General features: G+C 72.5%; 21 protein-coding genes. 11 read left to right on the forward strand and 10 right to left on the reverse strand.

What is annotated here, in order from left to right:
- Window positions 1–119 precede the first annotated feature (119 nt).
- The 4 genes from ACFV9M_RS13810 to ACFV9M_RS13825 form a co-directional block, all read right to left on the reverse strand.
- Window positions 120–740, reverse strand: a complete 621-nt coding sequence (locus ACFV9M_RS13810) for a TIGR04222 domain-containing membrane protein (protein WP_385066307.1) — start codon at window positions 738–740, stop codon at window positions 120–122.
- A gap of 149 nt (window positions 741–889) precedes the next feature.
- Window positions 890–1138, reverse strand: coding sequence for a hypothetical protein (locus tag ACFV9M_RS13815; RefSeq protein WP_385066305.1), 249 nt, complete (start codon window positions 1136–1138; stop codon window positions 890–892).
- A 497-nt stretch (window positions 1139–1635) separates the two neighbouring features.
- A complete protein-coding gene (locus ACFV9M_RS13820) occupies window positions 1636–2553 on the reverse strand; it encodes a 2-hydroxy-3-oxopropionate reductase (protein WP_385066303.1) in 918 nt (305 codons plus the stop codon).
- Between the two features lie 30 nt (window positions 2554–2583).
- The gene (locus ACFV9M_RS13825) at window positions 2584–3423 is read right to left on the reverse strand and encodes a TIM barrel protein (RefSeq protein WP_385066300.1); all 840 of its coding nucleotides are present in this window, start codon (window positions 3421–3423) and stop codon (window positions 2584–2586) included.
- 360 nt (window positions 3424–3783) lie between these two features.
- Between ACFV9M_RS13825 and ACFV9M_RS13830 the strand changes: the two genes are divergently transcribed.
- The 8 genes from ACFV9M_RS13830 to ACFV9M_RS13865 all read left to right on the forward strand — a co-directional run bounded on the left by ACFV9M_RS13830 (window position 3784) and on the right by ACFV9M_RS13865 (window position 11060).
- Entirely contained in the window at window positions 3784–4035 is a 252-nt protein-coding gene (locus ACFV9M_RS13830) for a hypothetical protein (protein WP_385066297.1), read from the forward strand.
- Window positions 4032–4400 carry a helix-turn-helix domain-containing protein gene (locus tag ACFV9M_RS13835; RefSeq protein ID WP_385066295.1) on the forward strand — a complete coding sequence of 123 codons (369 nt, stop codon included), beginning with the start codon at window positions 4032–4034 and terminating at the stop codon, window positions 4398–4400. The genes ACFV9M_RS13830 and ACFV9M_RS13835 overlap by 4 nt, the downstream gene beginning before the upstream one ends.
- Window positions 4401–4716: 316 nt before the next feature.
- Window positions 4717–5229 carry a 2-oxo-4-hydroxy-4-carboxy-5-ureidoimidazoline decarboxylase gene (uraD, locus tag ACFV9M_RS13840; protein WP_385066293.1) on the forward strand — a complete coding sequence of 171 codons (513 nt, stop codon included), beginning with the start codon at window positions 4717–4719 and terminating at the stop codon, window positions 5227–5229.
- Between the two features lie 2 nt (window positions 5230–5231).
- Entirely contained in the window at window positions 5232–5627 is a 396-nt protein-coding gene (gene uraH / locus ACFV9M_RS13845; protein WP_385066290.1) for a hydroxyisourate hydrolase, read from the forward strand.
- 4 nt (window positions 5628–5631) lie between these two features.
- Complete coding sequence (gene pucL, locus ACFV9M_RS13850; RefSeq protein WP_385066288.1) at window positions 5632–6579, forward strand: factor-independent urate hydroxylase; 948 nt, start codon at window positions 5632–5634, stop codon at window positions 6577–6579.
- Window positions 6580–6695: 116 nt separating this feature from the next.
- Window positions 6696–8075, forward strand: coding sequence for an 8-oxoguanine deaminase (locus ACFV9M_RS13855; protein ID WP_385066285.1), 1380 nt, complete (start codon window positions 6696–6698; stop codon window positions 8073–8075).
- A gap of 570 nt (window positions 8076–8645) precedes the next feature.
- Window positions 8646–10025 carry a nucleobase:cation symporter-2 family protein gene (locus ACFV9M_RS13860; RefSeq protein ID WP_385066283.1) on the forward strand — a complete coding sequence of 460 codons (1380 nt, stop codon included), beginning with the start codon at window positions 8646–8648 and terminating at the stop codon, window positions 10023–10025.
- A 207-nt stretch (window positions 10026–10232) separates the two neighbouring features.
- A complete protein-coding gene (locus tag ACFV9M_RS13865) occupies window positions 10233–11060 on the forward strand; it encodes a glycoside hydrolase domain-containing protein (protein WP_385066281.1) in 828 nt (275 codons plus the stop codon).
- Window positions 11061–11196: 136 nt separating this feature from the next.
- Here ACFV9M_RS13865 and ACFV9M_RS13870 read toward each other — a convergent pair whose 3' ends face one another.
- Window positions 11197–12633, reverse strand: a complete 1437-nt coding sequence (locus ACFV9M_RS13870; RefSeq protein WP_385066279.1) for an MFS transporter — start codon at window positions 12631–12633, stop codon at window positions 11197–11199.
- A 110-nt stretch (window positions 12634–12743) separates the two neighbouring features.
- Here ACFV9M_RS13870 and ACFV9M_RS13875 point away from each other — a divergent pair, with 110 nt between their 5' ends.
- Window positions 12744–13178, forward strand: a complete 435-nt coding sequence (locus tag ACFV9M_RS13875; protein ID WP_385066276.1) for a winged helix-turn-helix transcriptional regulator — start codon at window positions 12744–12746, stop codon at window positions 13176–13178.
- Between the two features lies 1 nt (window position 13179).
- Here ACFV9M_RS13875 and ACFV9M_RS13880 read toward each other — a convergent pair whose 3' ends face one another.
- Genes ACFV9M_RS13880 through ACFV9M_RS13895 form a run of 4 tightly spaced genes read right to left on the reverse strand, consistent with a single transcriptional unit; the run spans window position 13180 to window position 15567 of the window.
- A complete protein-coding gene (locus tag ACFV9M_RS13880) occupies window positions 13180–13863 on the reverse strand; it encodes a hypothetical protein (RefSeq protein ID WP_385066273.1) in 684 nt (227 codons plus the stop codon).
- A gap of 46 nt (window positions 13864–13909) precedes the next feature.
- Window positions 13910–14509, reverse strand: coding sequence for a histidine phosphatase family protein (locus ACFV9M_RS13885; RefSeq protein WP_385066270.1), 600 nt, complete (start codon window positions 14507–14509; stop codon window positions 13910–13912).
- Between the two features lie 3 nt (window positions 14510–14512).
- Window positions 14513–14719 (reverse strand): DUF397 domain-containing protein, encoded by a 207-nt coding sequence (locus ACFV9M_RS13890; RefSeq protein WP_385066267.1) that lies wholly within the window; start codon window positions 14717–14719, stop codon window positions 14513–14515.
- Window positions 14716–15567 (reverse strand): helix-turn-helix transcriptional regulator, encoded by an 852-nt coding sequence (locus ACFV9M_RS13895; RefSeq protein ID WP_385066266.1) that lies wholly within the window; start codon window positions 15565–15567, stop codon window positions 14716–14718. The genes ACFV9M_RS13890 and ACFV9M_RS13895 overlap by 4 nt, the downstream gene beginning before the upstream one ends.
- A gap of 156 nt (window positions 15568–15723) precedes the next feature.
- Between ACFV9M_RS13895 and ACFV9M_RS13900 the strand changes: the two genes are divergently transcribed.
- Complete coding sequence (locus tag ACFV9M_RS13900; RefSeq protein ID WP_385066264.1) at window positions 15724–16170, forward strand: ATP-binding protein; 447 nt, start codon at window positions 15724–15726, stop codon at window positions 16168–16170.
- Window positions 16171–16187: 17 nt separating this feature from the next.
- Here ACFV9M_RS13900 and ACFV9M_RS13905 read toward each other — a convergent pair whose 3' ends face one another.
- Window positions 16188–17396, reverse strand: coding sequence for a pyridoxal phosphate-dependent aminotransferase (locus tag ACFV9M_RS13905; protein ID WP_385066260.1), 1209 nt, complete (start codon window positions 17394–17396; stop codon window positions 16188–16190).
- Between the two features lie 81 nt (window positions 17397–17477).
- Here ACFV9M_RS13905 and ACFV9M_RS13910 point away from each other — a divergent pair, with 81 nt between their 5' ends.
- Window positions 17478–18110 (forward strand): winged helix-turn-helix transcriptional regulator, encoded by a 633-nt coding sequence (locus ACFV9M_RS13910; RefSeq protein ID WP_385066257.1) that lies wholly within the window; start codon window positions 17478–17480, stop codon window positions 18108–18110.
- The last annotated feature ends 26 nt before the right edge of the window (window positions 18111–18136 follow it).

Raw genomic sequence — 18136 nt, forward strand, 5'->3', positions numbered from 1 at the left:
CCGCAGCGGCCCCGGCGTGCGCAGCGGCCCCAGCGCCCGCAGCGGACCCGGCGTGCGCAGCGAGCGCGGGGCCGGACGGTCCGCCAGGCAGCGCCGGGCCCCGGCCCACCGCGCTGCCGTCAGTCCGAGCCGCCGCCCCCGCCGCCGCAGGAGTACGGGGCGCCGCCCGTGCCGCCGCCGCGGGGCGACCGGGAGTGGAACCCCCTGTCCGCCACCCGGGCCCGGCCGACCAGTCCCGCCCGCAGGGCGAAGCGGGGGAAGAGCACCCGCAGGGCCGCCTCGCCGTGCAGTGCGACGGCGAGCAGTCTGTCGTCGTCCGTCAGGCCCCGCCGCTCCGCCGGCAGGGCGTGCCGCTCCCGCAGGGCACGTACCTGGCGGCGGGCGGCGCGGGTCGGGCCGAGCAGCGGGTAAGCCAGCAGACCGGCCTCCGCCAGCGGAATGCGCATCAGGGCCACCGCCAGGCGGACGTCCGGCCGTCTCACCAACTGCCGCAGCCCGCAGGGCTCGGCGAGGGACGCGCGCACGGCGCTCTCCAGCGGCGGCGGGAGGGGAGGCGGCGACTGCCCCGGAACCGTGTCCGCGACAAGCGGTTGCGGCGCCCTCATCGTCCCCGGCCGGCCCGGTTCCACCGCACCCCGCAGATGGAGGCCGACCACGGCGACCGTGACGGCGGCGCGCGGGCCGCCCCGCAGCAGTGCGACCTCGTGCGGCTGGAGCCGGATGTCCGTGTCCTCACTCATGGCACACCCCCTGGAGCGGAGCCCGCCGCCCCCGTGCGGGCGGGCCCCGCGTGACCAGGGTGTGCCCGGTCCCAGCGGGAGTCGAATCCTGCTGAACCGAGTTCAGAGGTTGATTTGAGGTGGGGGCCGCCCCCGCTCCGGGACCGGCCCTACGGCTCGTGGTGCTGTGCGTGGTGTTCCGACAGCCCCGGCCAGTCGTCCGGGCCACCGCCCTGCCACTCGATGAGGTCGCTCTCCTCCACCTCGATCCGGTCCAGGTCGGCCAGCCGGAGGATCTCGACGACGTCGTCGAGGTGGGTGGCGAGCCCCAGGGTGACGTCACCTGCGGTGACCCGGCGCGAGCCGTCCAGGGCCGGGGGATGGACCACGATGTGCGGGTACTGCGTCGTATCGCCCATGCCTTCAGGCTGCTGCGGGCCGGGCGGATGCGCACGCCGGAGGGCCTTGGAGGGCCTCGGAGGGCTCGGAGGGAACCGGAGGGGAACCGGAAGGAGCCCCGGGCGGGAAGGAGCCCCGGCGGCGCATCGCGCTCCCCCACGGTCATGGGGACCGGTGGGGGAGCGCGGGGAGGGTGTGGCCGTCCGACGGCGCGAGGCCGGGCGCGACAGGACGTTCGCGCCGCCGGACGGGGTACCGGGAGGCCGTCGAGGGCCGGGACCGCGGCGGATGCGACGGAGCCGGGGTGTCCTCCCTCTGGCCGGGAGGGCACCGCGGTCCTTCACCACCGCACTGGCTCGCACGCCGCCGCGGTCCTCGCCCCGCCCGCCGCGCACCCCGCGATCACCTCTCATCCGGATCGCGCGGTGGCGGCGGGTCACGCGCACGGGATCACGGCCTCCTGCCGATCCCGTGCGCGGGCCGGGAGTTCAGTCCTCGCGCAGGGCGAGGCCGGGGGTCAGACCGGGGCGCCGGACAGGCGCTCCACGGCCCGCAGCAGCGCCGAGTGGTCCAGGCCGCCGTCGCCCTGCGCGCGCAGGCTCGCCACGAGCTGGGCCACCACGGCGCCGACCGGCAGGGCCGCGCCGACGGCGCGGGCGGCGTCCGTGACGATGCCCATGTCCTTGTGGTGCAGGTCGATGCGGAAGCCCGGCGTGAAGTCGCGCTCCAGGAAGTTGTCCTTCTTGCGCGTCAGCACGGTCGAGCCGGCCAGACCGCCGTTGAGGACGTCCAGTGCCGCCTTCAGGTCCACGCCCGACTTCTCCAGGAAGACCACGGCCTCGGCGCACGCCTGGATGTTCACGGCGACGATCAGCTGGTTGGCGGCCTTCACGGTCTGGCCCGAGCCGTGCGGACCGCACAGCACGATGGTCCTGCCCAGTGCCTCGAAGACCGGCCGGGCCTCGTCGAAGTCGGCCCGCTCGCCGCCGACCATGATGGACAGCACCGCCTCGACCGCGCCCGCCTCACCGCCGGACACCGGCGCGTCCAGCACGCGGATGCCCTTGTCCCGCGCCGCCTTCGCCAGGGCGACCGAGGTCTGCGGGGTGATCGAGGACATGTCGATCAGCAGCGCGCCGGAGCGCGCGTTGTCGAGGATGCCGTCGGGGCCGTACGCGATGGCCTCGACCTGGGGGGAGGCGGGCACCATCGTGATCACGACGTCGGCGTCCCGGACGGCCTCGGCGATCGAGCCCGCCGCGGTGCCGCCGGCGGCGGTCAGGCGGTCCAGCTTCTCCCGCTCCAGGGTGAAGCCGGTGACGTCGTAGCCCGCCTTGATCAGGTTCTCCGACATGGGGGAGCCCATGATGCCGAGGCCGATCCAGGCGATCGCCGGGCGGGTCGGGTGGGAGCCGACTGCGGGGTGGTTGCTCATGGTGAGGGTGCCTCTCGGTGACGGGGGTGTTCAGCGGGCGGCGCGCGCCTCGGCCGGGAGCCAGTCGAACGCCTCGGAGCTCGGACGGTCGCCCGGCTTGTACTCCAGCCCCACCCAGCCCTCGTACCCGGCCTTCGCCAGCTGGTCGAGGAGGTCCTCCAGGGGGAGCGAGCCGGTGCCGGGGGCGCCGCGGCCGGGGTTGTCGGCGATCTGGACGTGTCCGGTCCGCGCCGCGTACCGCTCGATCACCGACGGCAGGTCCTCGCCGTTCATGGACAGGTGGTAGAGGTCCATCAGGAACCGGGCGTTGCCGAGGCCGGTGGCCTCGTCGACCCGGTCCACGACCCCTACGGCGGCCGGTGCCGACACCAGCGGGTACAGCGGTGACTCGGGGCGGTTCAGGGCCTCGATCAGCAGGATCGCGCCGATCCGGTCGGCGGCCCGCGCGGCGAGCGCCAGGTTCTCCAGGGCCAGCGCGTCCTGCTCGGCCGGGTCCACGCCGTCGACGCGGTTGCCGTAGAGCGCGTTGAGCGCCGCGCAGCCCAGCGACTCGGCGAAACCGGCGGCCACGTCGATGTTGGCGCGGAACCGCTCCGACTCCTGGCCGGGGACCGACAGGGCGCCGCGGTCGGGGCCCGGGAGCCGTCCGGCGTAGAAGTTCAGGCCGGTGAGCCGTACGCCCGCGTCCTCGATCGCCGTCCTCAGGGCGTCGAGCTCGGACCGCTCGGGCGTGGGGGAGTCGACCCAGGGCCACCACAGCTCGACCGCGGTGAAGCCGGCCGCGGCGGCGGCCGCGGGGCGCTCCAGGAGCGGGAGTTCCGTGAAGAGGATCGACAGGTTGACGTTGAAGCGCTGGTCTGCGAATCCCATCGGGTGCCGCGCTCCTTCCGTGTCTCTTGCCGGGTGTGGCTTGATGCTTGATGGACTCGATTTCCATAATGCGGAAATGTGTTTTTGCTTATTGGAAGATTGCCGCCGGGTGTCGTGGCTTGTCAAGAGGTGCGGACGCCACCCGGGCGGCCGCGCGTCCGCTGTGGGAGTGCCGCCGGGCGGCCGCGCTTCCGCTGTGCGGAGACCGCCGGGCCCGACGGCCCGATGGCCTCGCGGCGCGGTCCGTTAAGGTCGGGGTCCGGGCGGCGGGAACCGGTTCACGACCGCGTGCCGGGCCCGGATCCGCCCTCCCCTCGGAGGGCCGTCATGACGCGCAGGTCAGAGAGGTATGTGGGCGCGATGCGTCTGAGAGTTGAGTTCACCACCGAGCCCTTCGACCTCGACGAGGCACCCGCGCACGCGCTGGTCGCCCGCGAGGTCGTCGAAGCCGCCGACCTCGACGCCGTCGACGTCGGTCCGTTCGGCAACACCGTGGAGGGCGGCGCCGACGTGGTTCTGAACGCCGTGGACGCCCTGCTGCGCCGGACCCTGGCGGCCGGCGCCACCCGGGTCTCCCTCCAGGTCAACGTCCTCGGGGAGGGCGAGAAGTGACCGGCGCCGGGGACGAGCCCTTCATCGCGGCGGTGAAGCCGCTGGTCGACGCCATGGGCGGCGAGATGCTCCCGCCGGACGAGGCCGGCCCCGACGACGTCGTCCTGGCCTGGGCGGGCGCCGACGTCGTCGCCGTACGCCTGCCGCAGCTCGCCGACTCGCTCGACCACATCCTGGCCGCCATGGAGCGCAAGAAGGGCAAGCCCCTGGCGGACCTGGACCGCAAGGCCAAGCAGGAGGTCGTGCGGACGCTCGAGGCGCGCGGCGCCTTCTCCGTCCGGCACGGCGTGGAGACCGTGGCGAGCGCGCTCGGCGTGAGCCGCTTCACGGTCTACAACTACCTCAACCGGGAGAAGGGCAACTGACCGGAAGCGCGCCGCCGGGGGCGGGGGCGGGGTCGGGGGTGGTGTCGGGGGTGGTGTCGGGGTCGGGGTCGGGGTTGGCGCCGGGGGGCGGCGGCCCTGCGTGCGGCCCCGGACGTGTGTCCGCGGGCCCGGACGTGTGCCTGCGGCCCCGGACGTGTGCCTGCGGGCCCGGCCGGGCGCGGCCGCGGCTCCCGGAGGCGTCCCCCGGGTTTCGTTACCCGGAATTTTCAACAAAGTGTTGACGGGGTGTTTCTGATGGGCGTTAGCTAGCCGCAGCCCGTTCAGCACGAAGGCCCACGCGGCCACGGAGGCTCCCGTGACGTCGACTTCCCTGCCCCCGGGGCTGGCCCGGTTCAACGCGCTCGAGGAGTCCGCGGCCTCCGCCGCGCTCCACGAGGCGTGCGCATCGACCGCCTGGGCCGGCCGGCTGCTCGCCGCCCGCCCCTACGCCACCGCCGACGCCCTCTACGCCGCCAGTGACGCCGCCATGGCCGAACTGACCGCGCGGGACCTCGCGGAGGCGATGGCCGGGCACCCGCCGATCGGCCGCCCCAAGCCGGGCGACCCCGCCTCGGCGCGCGAACAGCGCGGCATGGCCGGCGCCTCCGACGAGCTCAAGGCGGAGATGCTCGAACTCAACCTGGCCTACCAGGAGCGGTTCGGCCACGTCTTCCTGATCTGCGCCACCGGCCGCACCGGCGAGCAGATGCGCGACGCGGTCAAGGAGCGGATCGGCAACTCGCCGGAACAGGAGCGGGAGATCGTCCGCACCGAGCTGGGGAAGATCAACCGCATCCGGCTCGCCCGACTCGTCGAAGAGGACGCCTGACCATGAGCACCAGCACCACCGCCTCCGTGTCCACGCACATCCTGGACACCAGCGCCGGCCGCCCCGCCGAGGACGTCGCCGTCCGGCTCTCCGCCCGCACCGGGCGCGAGGCCGACTGGCGGGCGCTCGGCGGTTCCGCGACCGACGCGGACGGCCGGTGCAAGGACCTCCCGGCGCTGCCGGAGGGGACCACCCACGTACGGCTCGACTTCGCCGTGGAGCCGTACTTCGCGAAGAAGAAGCAAGCCGATGCGCAGCAGGACGCCCCCGCGAATCGGGACAGCGGTGCCGTGTTCTTCCCCGAGGTGGCGATCACCTTCGCCGTGAACCCCGGCGAGCACTACCACGTACCGCTGCTGCTCAACCCGTTCGGCTACTCCGTTTACCGAGGGAGCTAGCTAGATGACCGCCCATTCCCGCCCTGCCCGCCCTGTCGTCCTGGGACAGAACCAGTACGGCAAGGCCGAGAACCGAGTCGTCAGGATCACGCGGAACGGCGCCACCCACCACATCAAGGACCTCAACGTCTCCGTCTCGCTCAGCGGCGACATGGAGGAGGTCCACTACTCCGGCTCGAACGCCAACGTCCTGCCGACCGACACCACCAAGAACACGGTGTACGCGTTCGCCAAGGAGTACGGCATCGAGTCCGCCGAGCAGTTCGGCATCCACCTCGCCCGCCACTTCGTCACCTCGCAGGAGCCGATCCACCGGGCCCGCATACGCATCGAGGAGTACGCCTGGGAGCGGATCGCGACCTCCGACGCGGACTCGGGGACCGTGGGCGCCGACGAGACCGGGCACTCCTTCGTCCGCAGGGGCCAGGAGACCCGGCTGACGCAGATCACCTACGACGGAACGTCGTGGGAGGTCGTCTCGGGCCTCAAGGACCTCGTCGTGCTGAACTCGACCGACTCCGAATTCTGGGGCTTCGTCAAGGACAAGTACACGACCCTGCCCGAGGCCTACGACCGCATCCTGGCCACCCAGGTCACCGGCCGCTGGCGCTTCGGCTGGTCCGACGACGAGCAGGAGATGCCGGACTGGGAGACGTCCTACGAGCGGACGAGGAAGCACATGCTCCAGGCCTTCGCCGAGACCTACTCGCTCTCGCTCCAGCAGACGCTCTACCAGATGGGCGCGCGCATCATCGACCGGCGCGACGAGATCGACGAGGTCCGCTTCTCCCTCCCGAACAAGCACCACTTCCTGGTCGACCTGGAGCCGTTCGGGCTGAAGAACGACAATGAGGTCTACTTCGCCGCCGACCGCCCGTACGGCCTGATCGAGGCCACCGTCCTGCGGGACGGCTGCGAGGCGCGCATCCCGGTGGACCTCACCAACCTGTAGGCCCCTCCTCTCGGCACCCGTGGCCGGGGGCCCGCGTCCCCGGCCACGGCACTCGAACTCCCCAGGGTCCTGCCGTGCCCACTCCACTGCCGAACCTCAGCGAACAAGGACGAACCATGGCAGCAGACCGGCGTATCGTCATCGAGAACTGCGCGATCGCGACCGTCGACACCCACGACACCGAGTACGCGGACGGTCACGTCGTCATCGCCGGCAACCGCGTCGAGTCGCTCGGCGCGGGCCGGGCCCCCGAAGGCCTGGCGGACGTCGCCCGCCGTATCGACGCCACCGGACACCTGGTCACCCCCGGCCTGGTCAACACCCACCACCACTTCTACCAGTGGATCACCCGGGGCCTGGCCACGGACCACAACCTCTTCGACTGGCTCGTCGCGCTCTACCCCACCTGGGCGCGCATCGACGAGCCGATGGTCCGCGCGGCCGCCCAGGGCTCGCTCGCGATGATGGCCCGCGGCGGCGTCACCACCGCCATGGACCACCACTACGTCTTCCCCCGGGGCACCGGCGACCTCTCCGGCGCGATCATCGGCGCCGCCCGCGACATGGGCGTGCGCTTCACCCTCGCCCGCGGCTCCATGGACCGCAGCGAGAAGGACGGCGGCCTGCCCCCCGACTTCGCCGTCGAGACCCTGGAAGGCGCCCTCACCGCCACCGAGGCAACGGTACGGCAGCACCACGACGCCTCCTTCGACGCGATGACCCAGGTCGCCGTCGCCCCCTGCTCCCCGTTCTCCGTCTCCACCGAACTGCTCCGCGAGGGCGCCGCACTGGCCCGCCGCCTCGGGGTGCGCCTGCACACCCACGGCTCGGAGACGGTCGAGGAGGAGAAGTTCTGCCGCGAGCTGTTCGGCATGGGCCCCACCGACTACTTCGACTCCACCGGCTGGCTCGGCGAGGACGTGTGGATGGCGCACTGCGTCCACATGAACGACTCCGACATCGCCGCCTTCGCCCGCACCGGGACCGGCGTCGCCCACTGCCCGTCCTCCAACGCCCGCCTCGCCGCCGGCATCGCCCGCGTCCCCGACATGCTCGCGGCCGGCGTCCCCGTCGGCCTCGGCGTCGACGGCACCGCCTCCAACGAGTCCGGCGAACTCCACACCGAACTGCGCAACGCCCTCCTCGTCAACCGCCTCGGCCCCCACCGCGAGGCCGCCCTGAACGCCCGTCAGGCACTGCGCCTCGGCACCCACGGCGGCGCCCGGGTCCTGGGCCGGGCCGCCGAGATCGGCTCCCTGGAGCCGGGCAAGCTCGCCGACCTGGTGCTGTGGAAGCTGGACACCCTCGCCCACGCCTCCATCGCCGACCCGGTGACCGCCCTGGTGTTCGGCGCGGCCGCCCCGGTCACCGCCTCCTTCGTGAACGGCCGTCAGATCGTCGAGGACGGCCGCCTGCTCACCGCCGACGAGGACGCCATCGCACGCGCCACGCGCGCGGAGGCGCGGCGGCTCGCCCGGATCGCCGCACAGGGCTGAGCGGCCGAAAGCTTCGGCCGTGAACTCCAGCCGTGAACTCCGGCCGTGAACTCCGGCCGCAACTCCGGCCGCAACTCCGGCCGTGAAACCCGGCCGTGAATCCCGGCCGGAAACTCCGGCCGCAACTCCGGCCAGAAACTCCGGCCGAGGGGGACGGCCCTCGACCGGACGCCGTGACCGGGGCGCGCGTGGACGCGCGCGCCCCGGGCCGGTTCCCTGCCGTCCGGTATCCCCGGGCCGGTTTCCTGCCGTCCGGTATCCCCGGGCCGGTTCCCTGCCGTCCGGTATCCCCGGCCGATCCCCTGCCGTCCCGTACCCCGGGCTGATCCCCTGCCGTCCCGTACCCCGGGCCGATCCCCTGCCGTCCCGTACCCCGGGCCGGTTCCCTGCCGCCTCGTACCCCGGGCCGGTGCCCGCCGTCCCCTGTCCCGGGGCGGCCCCCTTCGTCCCGTTTTCCCGGTCCCTCCCCGCTCTCGACTTCGCTCGAGAGCGAGGTGCCCCCCTTACCGCGCACCACCTCCCTGAAACCCACGCCAGAGCTGCCGTGAAACCGACCGGAGGAGAGCCGCCGTGTCCGCCCACCCTGTCGACGAGAAACTCCCCGCCCTGAAAATGGCGACGAGCGGCCTGCAACACGTGGCCGCCATGTACGCGGGGGTCGTCGCCCCGCCCCTGATCGTCGGCGCGGCCATCGGCCTCACCGGCACCGACCTCACCTTCCTCACCGGCGCCTGCCTCTTCACCGCGGGCCTCGCGACCTTCCTGCAGACCCTGGGCATCTGGAAGATCGGCGCCAGGCTGCCCTTCGTCAACGGCGTCACCTTCGCCGGCGTCGCCCCCATGACGGCCATCGTCGCCTCCACCGAGGACAGGTCCGACGCCCTGCCGGTCATCTTCGGCGCGGTGATCGTCGCCGGACTGCTGGGCTTCCTCGCCGCCCCCGTCTTCTGCAAGGCGGTCCGCTTCTTCCCGCCCGTCGTCACCGGCACCGTGATCACCCTGATCGGTGTGTCCCTGCTGCCCGTCGCCTTCGGCTGGGCCCAGGGCCCGGATCCGGCGGCGGACGACTACGGGTCGGCGACGTACCTCGCCCTGGCGGGCGTCACCCTGCTGCTCGTCCTGCTCCTGCGCCGTTTCACCCGGGGCTTTGTCAAGCAGATAGCCGTCCTGCTCGGCCTGGTCGCCGGAACGCTGGTGGCGATCCCGTTCGGAGTCACCGACTTCGGCCCCGTCGCGGACGCGGACGTGGTCGGCTTCCCCACCCCCTTCCACTTCGGCGCCCCGCAGTTCCAGCTCGCCGCGATCCTGTCGATGTGCGTGGTGATGGTGGTCTCGATGACCGAGTCCACGGCGGACATGCTGGCGCTGGGCGAGATCGTCGACCGTCCCGTGGACGAGCGGACGATCGCGGCCGGCCTGCGCGCCGACACCCTCGGCTCCGCCCTCAGCCCCGTCTTCAACGGCTTCATGTGCAGCGCCTTCGCCCAGAACATCGGGCTCGTCGCCATGACGAGGATCCGCAGCCGCTTCGTCGTGGCGGCCGGCGGCGGCTTCCTGGTCCTCATGGGCCTGTGCCCGGTGGCCGCCTCGCTCATCGCCGTCGTACCGCGCCCGGTCCTCGGCGGGGCGGGCGTGGTCCTGTTCGGGTCGGTGGCGGCGAGCGGCATCCAGACCCTCGTCCGGGCCGGTCTGGACAAGGACAACAACGTCCTGATCGTCGCCGTCTCCCTCGCCGTCGGCATCGTCCCGATCACCGCGCCGGAGTTCTACCACGCCTTCCCGGAGACGGCGAGGATCGTCCTGGACTCGGGCATCTCCACCGGCTGCGTGACGGCCGTCCTGCTCAACCTCGTCTTCAACCACCTCGGCACGAGCCGCGACGCGCAGGACGTGACCCATCCGATGGAGGCGGGGGAGGAGATCGCCGGAGTACCGGCGAAAGCGATCTGACGCGAGCCCGGTCCGGCCTCCGGCCGAAGTGCTCCGGTTCACAGACGTTGGATAGGGTCGGACCGCTTCGGACACCGGAGCCGTACCGCGCCGCGGCAGGCGGCACCGAGCGCCGCGACCGCACCCCCCACGGGGTGCCGCCGCACCCGCCGGCCGCCGCGGGCGCACCAGCCGCGGCCGTGGGCCGCGAGTCGAATGGGGTGGGGAATGTCCAGACACCGGCTGTCCAGAAGAGGCCGCTACATCGCATGGTCGACGGCGGGCGCCGTCGTCGTCGCCGGCGCCGGGATCGCGGCGCAGACCTCGATGGCGGCCACGGCCTGGCCGGCGCAGAAGACCTACACGGGCCGGGCGTTCGACACCTGCACGGCGCCCTCCCTCGCGGCGATGAAGGCCTGGAACACCGGCTTCTACGGTGCCGCCGCCGTCTACATCGGCGGCAAGAACCGCGGCTGCGCCCAGCCCAACCTGACCGCGTCCTGGGTGAAGTCGGTCAACTCCCTCGGCTACAAGCTCATCCCGCTCTACGTCGGCGCCCAGCCGCCCTGCCAGACCGGCACGAACCCGGAGAAGTTCACCGCCGCCACGGCCGCCTCCCTCGGCGTGAGCAACGCGGGCGACGCGGTCGCCAAGGCGACGGCGCTCGGCATGAAGGCCGGCAGCGCCGTCTACCTCGACATGGAGCCCTACGACATCACGGACAAGGCGTGCAACGACGCCGTCCTGACCTACGTGCGCTCCTTCACCAAGACCCTGCGCGCGAAGACCTACCGCGCCGGCTACTACGGCTTCAGCAGCTCCAGCGCCAAGGCCATCGCCACCGCGACGGACAAGACGGACCTGCCGGGCAACCTCTGGTACGCGCTGTGGGACAAGAAGAACACCACCACCACGGACTGGCCCTGGGACCCCAAGCTGTTCACCAACCACAGCCGCGGCCACCAGTACATCGTCAACAGCAAGGAAACCCGCGGCGGCTACACGATCACGGTCGACCGCAACGCCTGGGACGCCCCCGTCGCCATCGTCGGCTGACCTGACGCCGACGGCCGGCACGCACCGGCCGGCCGTGTCACCGTCGGGGGTGCGGCGGGGCGGAGCGGGTTGGTCCCGCCCCGCCGTACCCCGGTGTCCCGCCCCGGACGCTCCACCGCACCCGTGCGGGACCCGCTCACTCCGCGGTCCGCCGCTCCCGCAGGACCGCCGCCGCCAGCGCCAGCGCCGCCAGGGAGACGACCGCCGCCACCCGGAACGCCAGCCGGTAGCCGTCGGCCGTGGCCGGGACCGGGTCGGCGCCCGTGCCGATCAGGTGCTCGGTCCGGCTCGCCGCCAGCGTCGACAGCACCGCCAGGCCCAGCGAACCGCCGACCACCTGGGTGGTGTTGAAGAGCCCGGAGGCCAGTCCGGTGTCGTCCTCCCGCACGCCCGCCATGGCGAGCCCGGTCAGCGCGGGCATCGCCGCGGCGAAGCCGACGGCCAGCAGCAGCAGCGGCGGCAGGACGTCGGCCGCGTACGAACCCTCGGCCGGGACGCGGCCCAGCAGTGCCGTTCCGGCGGTGATCAGGACCAGCCCGGCCAGCAGCACCCGGTACGCGCCGAACCGGGCGATCGTGCGCGCGGACAGGCCCAGCATCAGCAGACCGATCGCGACCGGCGCCGGCAGGAACGCCGTACCCGTCGCCAGCTCGCCGTAGCCCAGGACGCGTTGCAGGTACAGCGCGCCGATGAACTGGAAGCCGTACATCGTCGCGATCATCAGGAGCTGCACGGCGTTCGCCCCGCTGAGCAGCCGCGAGCCGAACAGCCGCAGCCGCAGCAGGGGGCGGGCGGCCCGGGCCTGACGCAGCACGAACGCCGTGAACAGGACGACGGCGAGCAGCGCCAGGAGCACCGTGCCGGTGACGCCCCGGTCGCCGGCGCCGACGATGACGTAGACGGTGAGCATGAGGGCGCCGGTGACCAGGGCCGCGCCGGGGTAGTCGGCGCCCTTGCCGAACCCGGCGCCCTGCTCCGGCGCGAGCACGCGGACGGCCGCGAGCCACGCCAGCACGCCGATCGGCACATTGATGAGGAAGATCCAGTGCCAGTCCAGGAGTTGGGTCAGCGCCCCGCCGAGGAAGGTGCCGAGCGCGCCGCCCGCCGCGCCGATCGCGCTGAACACCGCTATGGCGCGCGCCCGTTCGCGCGGCTCCGGGAAGAGCGCGACCAGCATGCCGAGGACGACCGCCGAGGTCATCGCCCCGCCCACGCCCTGCAGGGCCCGCGCCGCGATGAGCGTCGACCGGCCGGTGGCGACCCCGCACAGCACCGACGCCGCCGTGAAGACGGCCAGGCCCGCCGTGAACATCCGCTTGCGGCCCACGAGGTCGCCGAGCCGGCCGGCCAGCAGGAGCAGACCGCCGAAGGCGATCAGATAGGCGTTCACCACCCAGGCCAGGCCGGGACCGCTGAAGCCCAGGTCGCTCTGGATCGCCGGCATCGCCACGGTGACGATGTTGCCGTCCAGGATCGTCATCAGCGTGCCCGCGCACAGGACGACGAGGGACGCCCAGCGGGAGTGCGTCCGGGAGGGGGGTGTCGGGGTCTGGGACTGGACCGTGGTGGACATGGCCTGCCGGCCTCCGCATTCTCCGTAGGAACCGTACGTGCCCTAGGTGCACGTCTTGTAACGGAGAACATCGTGGGTGACCATGGGAGCAGGTGTAAGGAGGCAGTCGGATGTCCCAGAGGAACACCGGTGTTACCCCGCAGGTGGTGAACGCGCACGCCTGCCCGGTGCGAGAAGTCCTTGACAGGGTCTCGGGCAAATGGAACGTGCAGATCCTCGTCGCCGCGGCGCAAGGACCCATCCGCTTCACCGAGTTGGAGCGCGGCATCGAGGGCATCAGCCGCCGCATGCTCACCCTCACCCTGCGCAACCTGGAGCGCGACGGCCTCGTCACCCGCACCGTGCACCCGACCGTGCCGCCGAAGGTCGAGTACGCGCTCACCCCGGTCGCCCACGAGTTGCACGGCACCCTGCAACGCCTGACCGACTGGGCGGAACGCAACCGGGTCTACATCGCGGAGTCCCGCGCGGCCTACGACACCGAGCACCGGCCGGACCTGGTCGACGTGCGGACCGCGCGGCCGGCCGGGCGGCCGACCGCGTAGCTCACGCCCGGCGGGGGGACGCCAGTACGTAGCGCGCTCTGGTGCGGGGGTCGGTGTGCTCGCCCGCCTGCCAGCCCGCCTCCTCCAGGGTCGCCGCGCAGCCCCGCAGTGCCGCGTCGTCCGGGCCGTGCACGGCGACGGCCTCCGGCTGCGGGGTCGGGCGCACCCGGTAGCCGTCGTCGTCCGGCCCGGCGGGGCGGTGTCCGGCGGCCTCCAGCGCGAGCGCGGCGGCCCGCACCAGATGCGTACGCTCCCAGCCGCACGGCCGGTCCACGGCGCCGTCCGGGTTGGTCATCCTGCGCAGCTCCAGCAGCCCCTGCCAGGCGCTGCGCACCTCACGCGCGCGCGACGGCCCGCCGTCCGGCCGCTCCTCACCGCCGACGCGCGCGGCGAACACGCCGTCGGCGTCCGCGGGCGGGGATGCGGGCGCGGGCGGGCCGGGCGGCAACGGCCGGGACGCGGAGGACACAGAGGACGCGGGGGACGCAGACACCCCGTCCGCCCCCTCCCGTGTCCGGTGCCCCGCCGGCGTGAGGAAGTGATCGTGCGGCGGGCGCGGGTGCCGGAAGGCGAGCCCTCGTGCGACCAGGGCCGCGAGCTGCGCCTCCGTGCCCCTGAGGCGCCCGGTGACGGGATCGGCGGCGTCGATCACCCGCCGCTGGGCGGCGGTCGGCGGTCGGGTCACGAACGTACTCCCTCCAGTGCTGGGGCTCTCCCCACCACCTCGAAGGCTACGACCCGGGTCTGACATTCCAGGCGGCGATCACCGGCCGCGCGTGCTCCGTGCCCAGCCGGCACAGCGTCCCGGTCGCCAGTTGGAAGTGGGCGCCCGCGGCGGGCGGCAGCCCGAGCCACCGTGCGGTGAGGACGCGCAGGAAGTGCCCGTGCGCCACCAGCACCACACACCCCTCGGTGTTGGCGAGCGCCGCGTCCACCTTGGCGAGCATCCGGTCGGCGCGCTCCCCGACCTGCTCCGGCGATTCCCCGGGATGCTCCGGCGGCCCCGGCGCGACCCCGTCCGTGAACAGGAACCAGCCCGGCCGCTCCCGCTGGATCTCGACGGTGGTCACGCCCTCGTACCCGCCGTAGTCCCACTCCCGCAGATCGGGGTCGACCCGCACCTCGTGCAGCCCGATCAGCTCCGCCGTCTCCCGCGCCCGCTGCGAGGGGCTGGCGAACGCGGCCCCGATCCGGTGCGAGCGGATCAGCGGCACCAGCCGCCGCGCCTCCTCCCGGCCGTGCTCGGTCAGCGGAACGTCCGTCGATCCGGTGTGCCGGCCGGAGCGCGACCAGGCGGTCTCTCCGTGCCGGACGAGAAAGAGATCACCCATGCGTCACAGGTTCGCACAGGTCCCGGCGTACGCGATGAAGGCGGCCCATTCGTGGGACCCGAAGGCGAGTCGGGGGCCGTGTCCGTGCTTCGAGTCGCGTATGTGGACGGTGGCGGGGGTGAGGGCGACCTCGACGCACTCAGGGCCGTCGTTGCTGCTGTAGCTGCTCTTGAACCACTCCAGTGGAGCTGCGGACGAGGTGGGCGTCATGTTTCCTCTCCCAGGACTTTCTCAATGAAGGCCAGTGACTCCCGGGGGGTGAGAGCCTGCGCCCGGATCATTCCATAGCGCATCTCCAGGATCTGGACCTCCCTGGTGTCGCTGATCAGGTGGCTGTGCAGCTGGGCTTCTGAGTGCCCCACTGTCTTGCCCTCACTGAGTTTCAGCAGTTGCAGCGAGCCGGCCATGCCTGCGTGGTCCTCACGGTCCGTGGGCATCACCTGGATCTCGACATGCCTGAGCGCGCTGATCTCCAGAAGATGTTCGAGCTGCTGGCGCAACACCATTTTGCCCCCGATGGGTCGTCGCAGTGTCACCTCTTCCTGGACGAAGCTGAGGAGCGGTGAGGGCAGGCGCTCGAAGACGGACTTCCGTGCCATCCGCGCGGCGACGTGACGGTTGATCTCGTCCTCTGTGTACGTTGGCCGCCGCATCGCGTACAGGGCTTCCGCGTACTCCGGGGTCTGCAACAGACCGTGGATGTGGTGGCTGGCGTAGGCACCCAAGTCAACTGCCTGCGCCTCCAACTTCGCCAAGTCCCGCACCTTCTTCGGATACCGGGCCTCCTCCACGTCCTTCCGCAGCCCGGCGATCAAGCCGCCCGCCCCGAGGACCTCGTCCGCCGCCTCCAGGAACTGCGGCTTCGGGGCCCGCCGCCCCCGCTCCACCGAGGACACCTGCTCCTCGCTGTACCGGATCGCCGTGCCCAGCTCGGCCTGGGTCATCCCCTGCCGCTCCCGGCACATCTTGATGACCTTGCCGACGGTCCGTAGCACCGCCGTCGACTCCTCGTCGTCGACGCGTGGTTCCTCGGCGTCTCCCTGTCCCGTCGCGCCCATTTCGGACACCTCCTCGTGCCGTTGGTCCCCAACTCCGCACCGGCCCCGCGCGTCACGCGTCGCCGTCCGGACAGAGCCGTACAGCGATCGGACAGTGACGCTGCGTACCGCCGTCGCTGCTGTTCAGAGTAGAGTCGCGCGACCACGCTGAGTGACATGAATGTGGAGATTGCCCAGACCGCCCCTACCGCCCGTCACTTCACCGTCCACCTCTCCGCCACCCCCGGAGGCGCCCGCCTCGCGCGCCGGCTGGCAGCCGGACAACTCGACGCCTGGGGCTGGCCCCACGCCACGGACGCGAACGGCACGGTCGCGCTCCTCGTCGCCGAACTCGCGACGAACGCCGTACGGCACGGCCGGGAGAGCGGCCGCGACTTCAGGCTCCGCCTGACGCTCCACCCGGAGGACGCCACCCTCCGCATCGAGGTGACGGACGCCCGCCCCGGCCGCCGTCCACCCACTCCAGGAACGCTTCGACCGCCCGCCGCCGACGCGGAGTCCGGCCGGGGCCTCCACCTCGTCGAGGCCCTGTCGAGTCACTGGGGAGCGACGTGGGGGGACGGGTACACCAAGACGGTGTGGTGCGAGGTCGTGCTCGGGTGAGTGTCACCCGGGGACGGCTACTGCCGGTACCCGCCCAGGAAGCGGCCGATCCGTCCGATCGCCGCCTCCAGGTCCTCCGCGTGCGGCAGGGTGAGGATGCGGAAGTGGTCGGGGGTGGGCCAGTTGAAGCCGGTGCCCTGGACGACCTGGATCTTCTCGCGCAGGAGCAGGTCGAGGACGAACTTCTCGTCGTCGTGGATCCGGTGCACCTTCGGGTCCAGGCGCGGGAACGCGTACAGGGCGCCCTTGGGCTTCACGCAGGAGACGCCGGGGATCTCGTTGAGCCTCTCGAAGACGACGTCCCGCTGCTCGCGCAGCCGGCCGCCGGGCGCGGTCAGTTCGTGGATGGACTGGCGGCCGCCGAGCGCGGCCTGGATGGCGTACTGGGCGGGGGCGTTGGGGCACAGGCGCATGGAGGCCAGCATGGTGAGGCCCTCCAGGTAGTCCCTGGCGTGCTGCTTGGGACCGGTGACGACCAGCCAGCCGGAGCGGAAGCCCGCCACCCGGTAGGTCTTCGACAGGCCGCAGAAGGTCAGCACGACCAGGTCGGGCGCGAGGGCGGCGGCCGAGTGGTGCACGGCGTCGTCGTAGAGGATCTGGTCGTAGATCTCGTCGGCGAACACCATCAGGCCGTGCCGGCGGGCCAGGTCGAGGATGCCCTCGAGGATCTCCTTCGGGTAGACGGCGCCCGTGGGGTTGTTCGGGTTGATGATCACGACCGCCTTCGTCCGGTCGGTGATCCTCGACGCCATGTCGTCCAGGTCCGGGTACCAGTCGGCCTGTTCGTCGCAGAGGTAGTGGACCGCCTTGCCGCCGGCGAGTGTGGTGACGGCTGTCCACAGCGGGAAGTCGGGGGCGGGGATGAGGATCTCGTCGCCGTCCTCCACCAGTGCCTGGACGGCCATGGAGACCAGCTCGGAGACGCCGTTGCCGAGGAAGACGTCGTCGACGTCGACCTCCAGGCCGCGGTTCTGGTAGCGCTGGGCGACCGCCCGGCGGGCGGAGAGGATGCCGCGGGAGTCGGTGTAGCCGTGCGCCCGCGGAAGCATCCGGATCATGTCCTGGATGATCTCCTCGGGCGCCTCGAAGCCGAAGAGCGCGGGGTTGCCGGTGTTCAGGCGGAGCACGCTGTGGCCCGCCTCCTCCAGCGCGTTGGCGTGCTCGATCACCGGGCCGCGGATCTCGTAGCAGACCTCGCTGAGCTTGTTCGACTGCCGGAACTCCATGCGCCCCTCCGGTATCTGGTGTTGCTTGGTTTTACCAAGTTCCAGCTTGGAAAGTCCAATGACATGTCTAGACTGCGTCGCATGTCACCTCGCCGAAGCTACGACCAGTACTGTTCCGCCGCCCGCGCGCTCGACGCCGTCGGCGACCGCTGGACCCTGCTGATCGTCCGGGAGCTGCTCGCCGGCCCGCGCCGCTACACGGACCTGCACGCCGACCTGCCGGGCGTGAGCACGGACGTACTCGCCTCACGGCTGAAGGACATGGAGCGCGACGGACTGGCAGGCCGGCGCCGGCTGCCGCCGCCCGGAGCGGCCTACGTGTACGAACTCACCGGACGCGGCCGGGAGTTGCTGCCCGTCCTGCAAGCGCTCGGGGCGTGGGGGCAGGCGGAGCTGGGGGAGCGGCGGCCCACCGACGCCGTCCGCGCCCACTGGTTCGCGCTGCCCCTGCTGCGCGCGCTGGACGGGGTGGAGGCGGGGATCGTCGAAGTCCACCTGGAGGAGGGGGACTTCCATCTCCACGTCGGTGCCGGGGAGGGGCCCGTGTACGGCGACGGGCCCGCGCCCGGGGAGCCCGACGCCCGGCTCACCCTGGACGGGGAGACCTGCGCGGCGCTGGCGCGGGGCGAGGCGCGCCTGCTCGACGCGGTGCGCGACGGGCGGATCGCCGTGGACGGCGACGGCATCCTGGCGAAGGCGCTGCGGGAGGGGTGAGACGGGCGGAAGGCCCACCGCGGGTC

The sequence above is a fragment of the Streptomyces sp. NPDC059895 genome, from assembly GCF_042731035.1.
GTDB lineage: Bacteria > Actinomycetota > Actinomycetes > Streptomycetales > Streptomycetaceae > Streptomyces.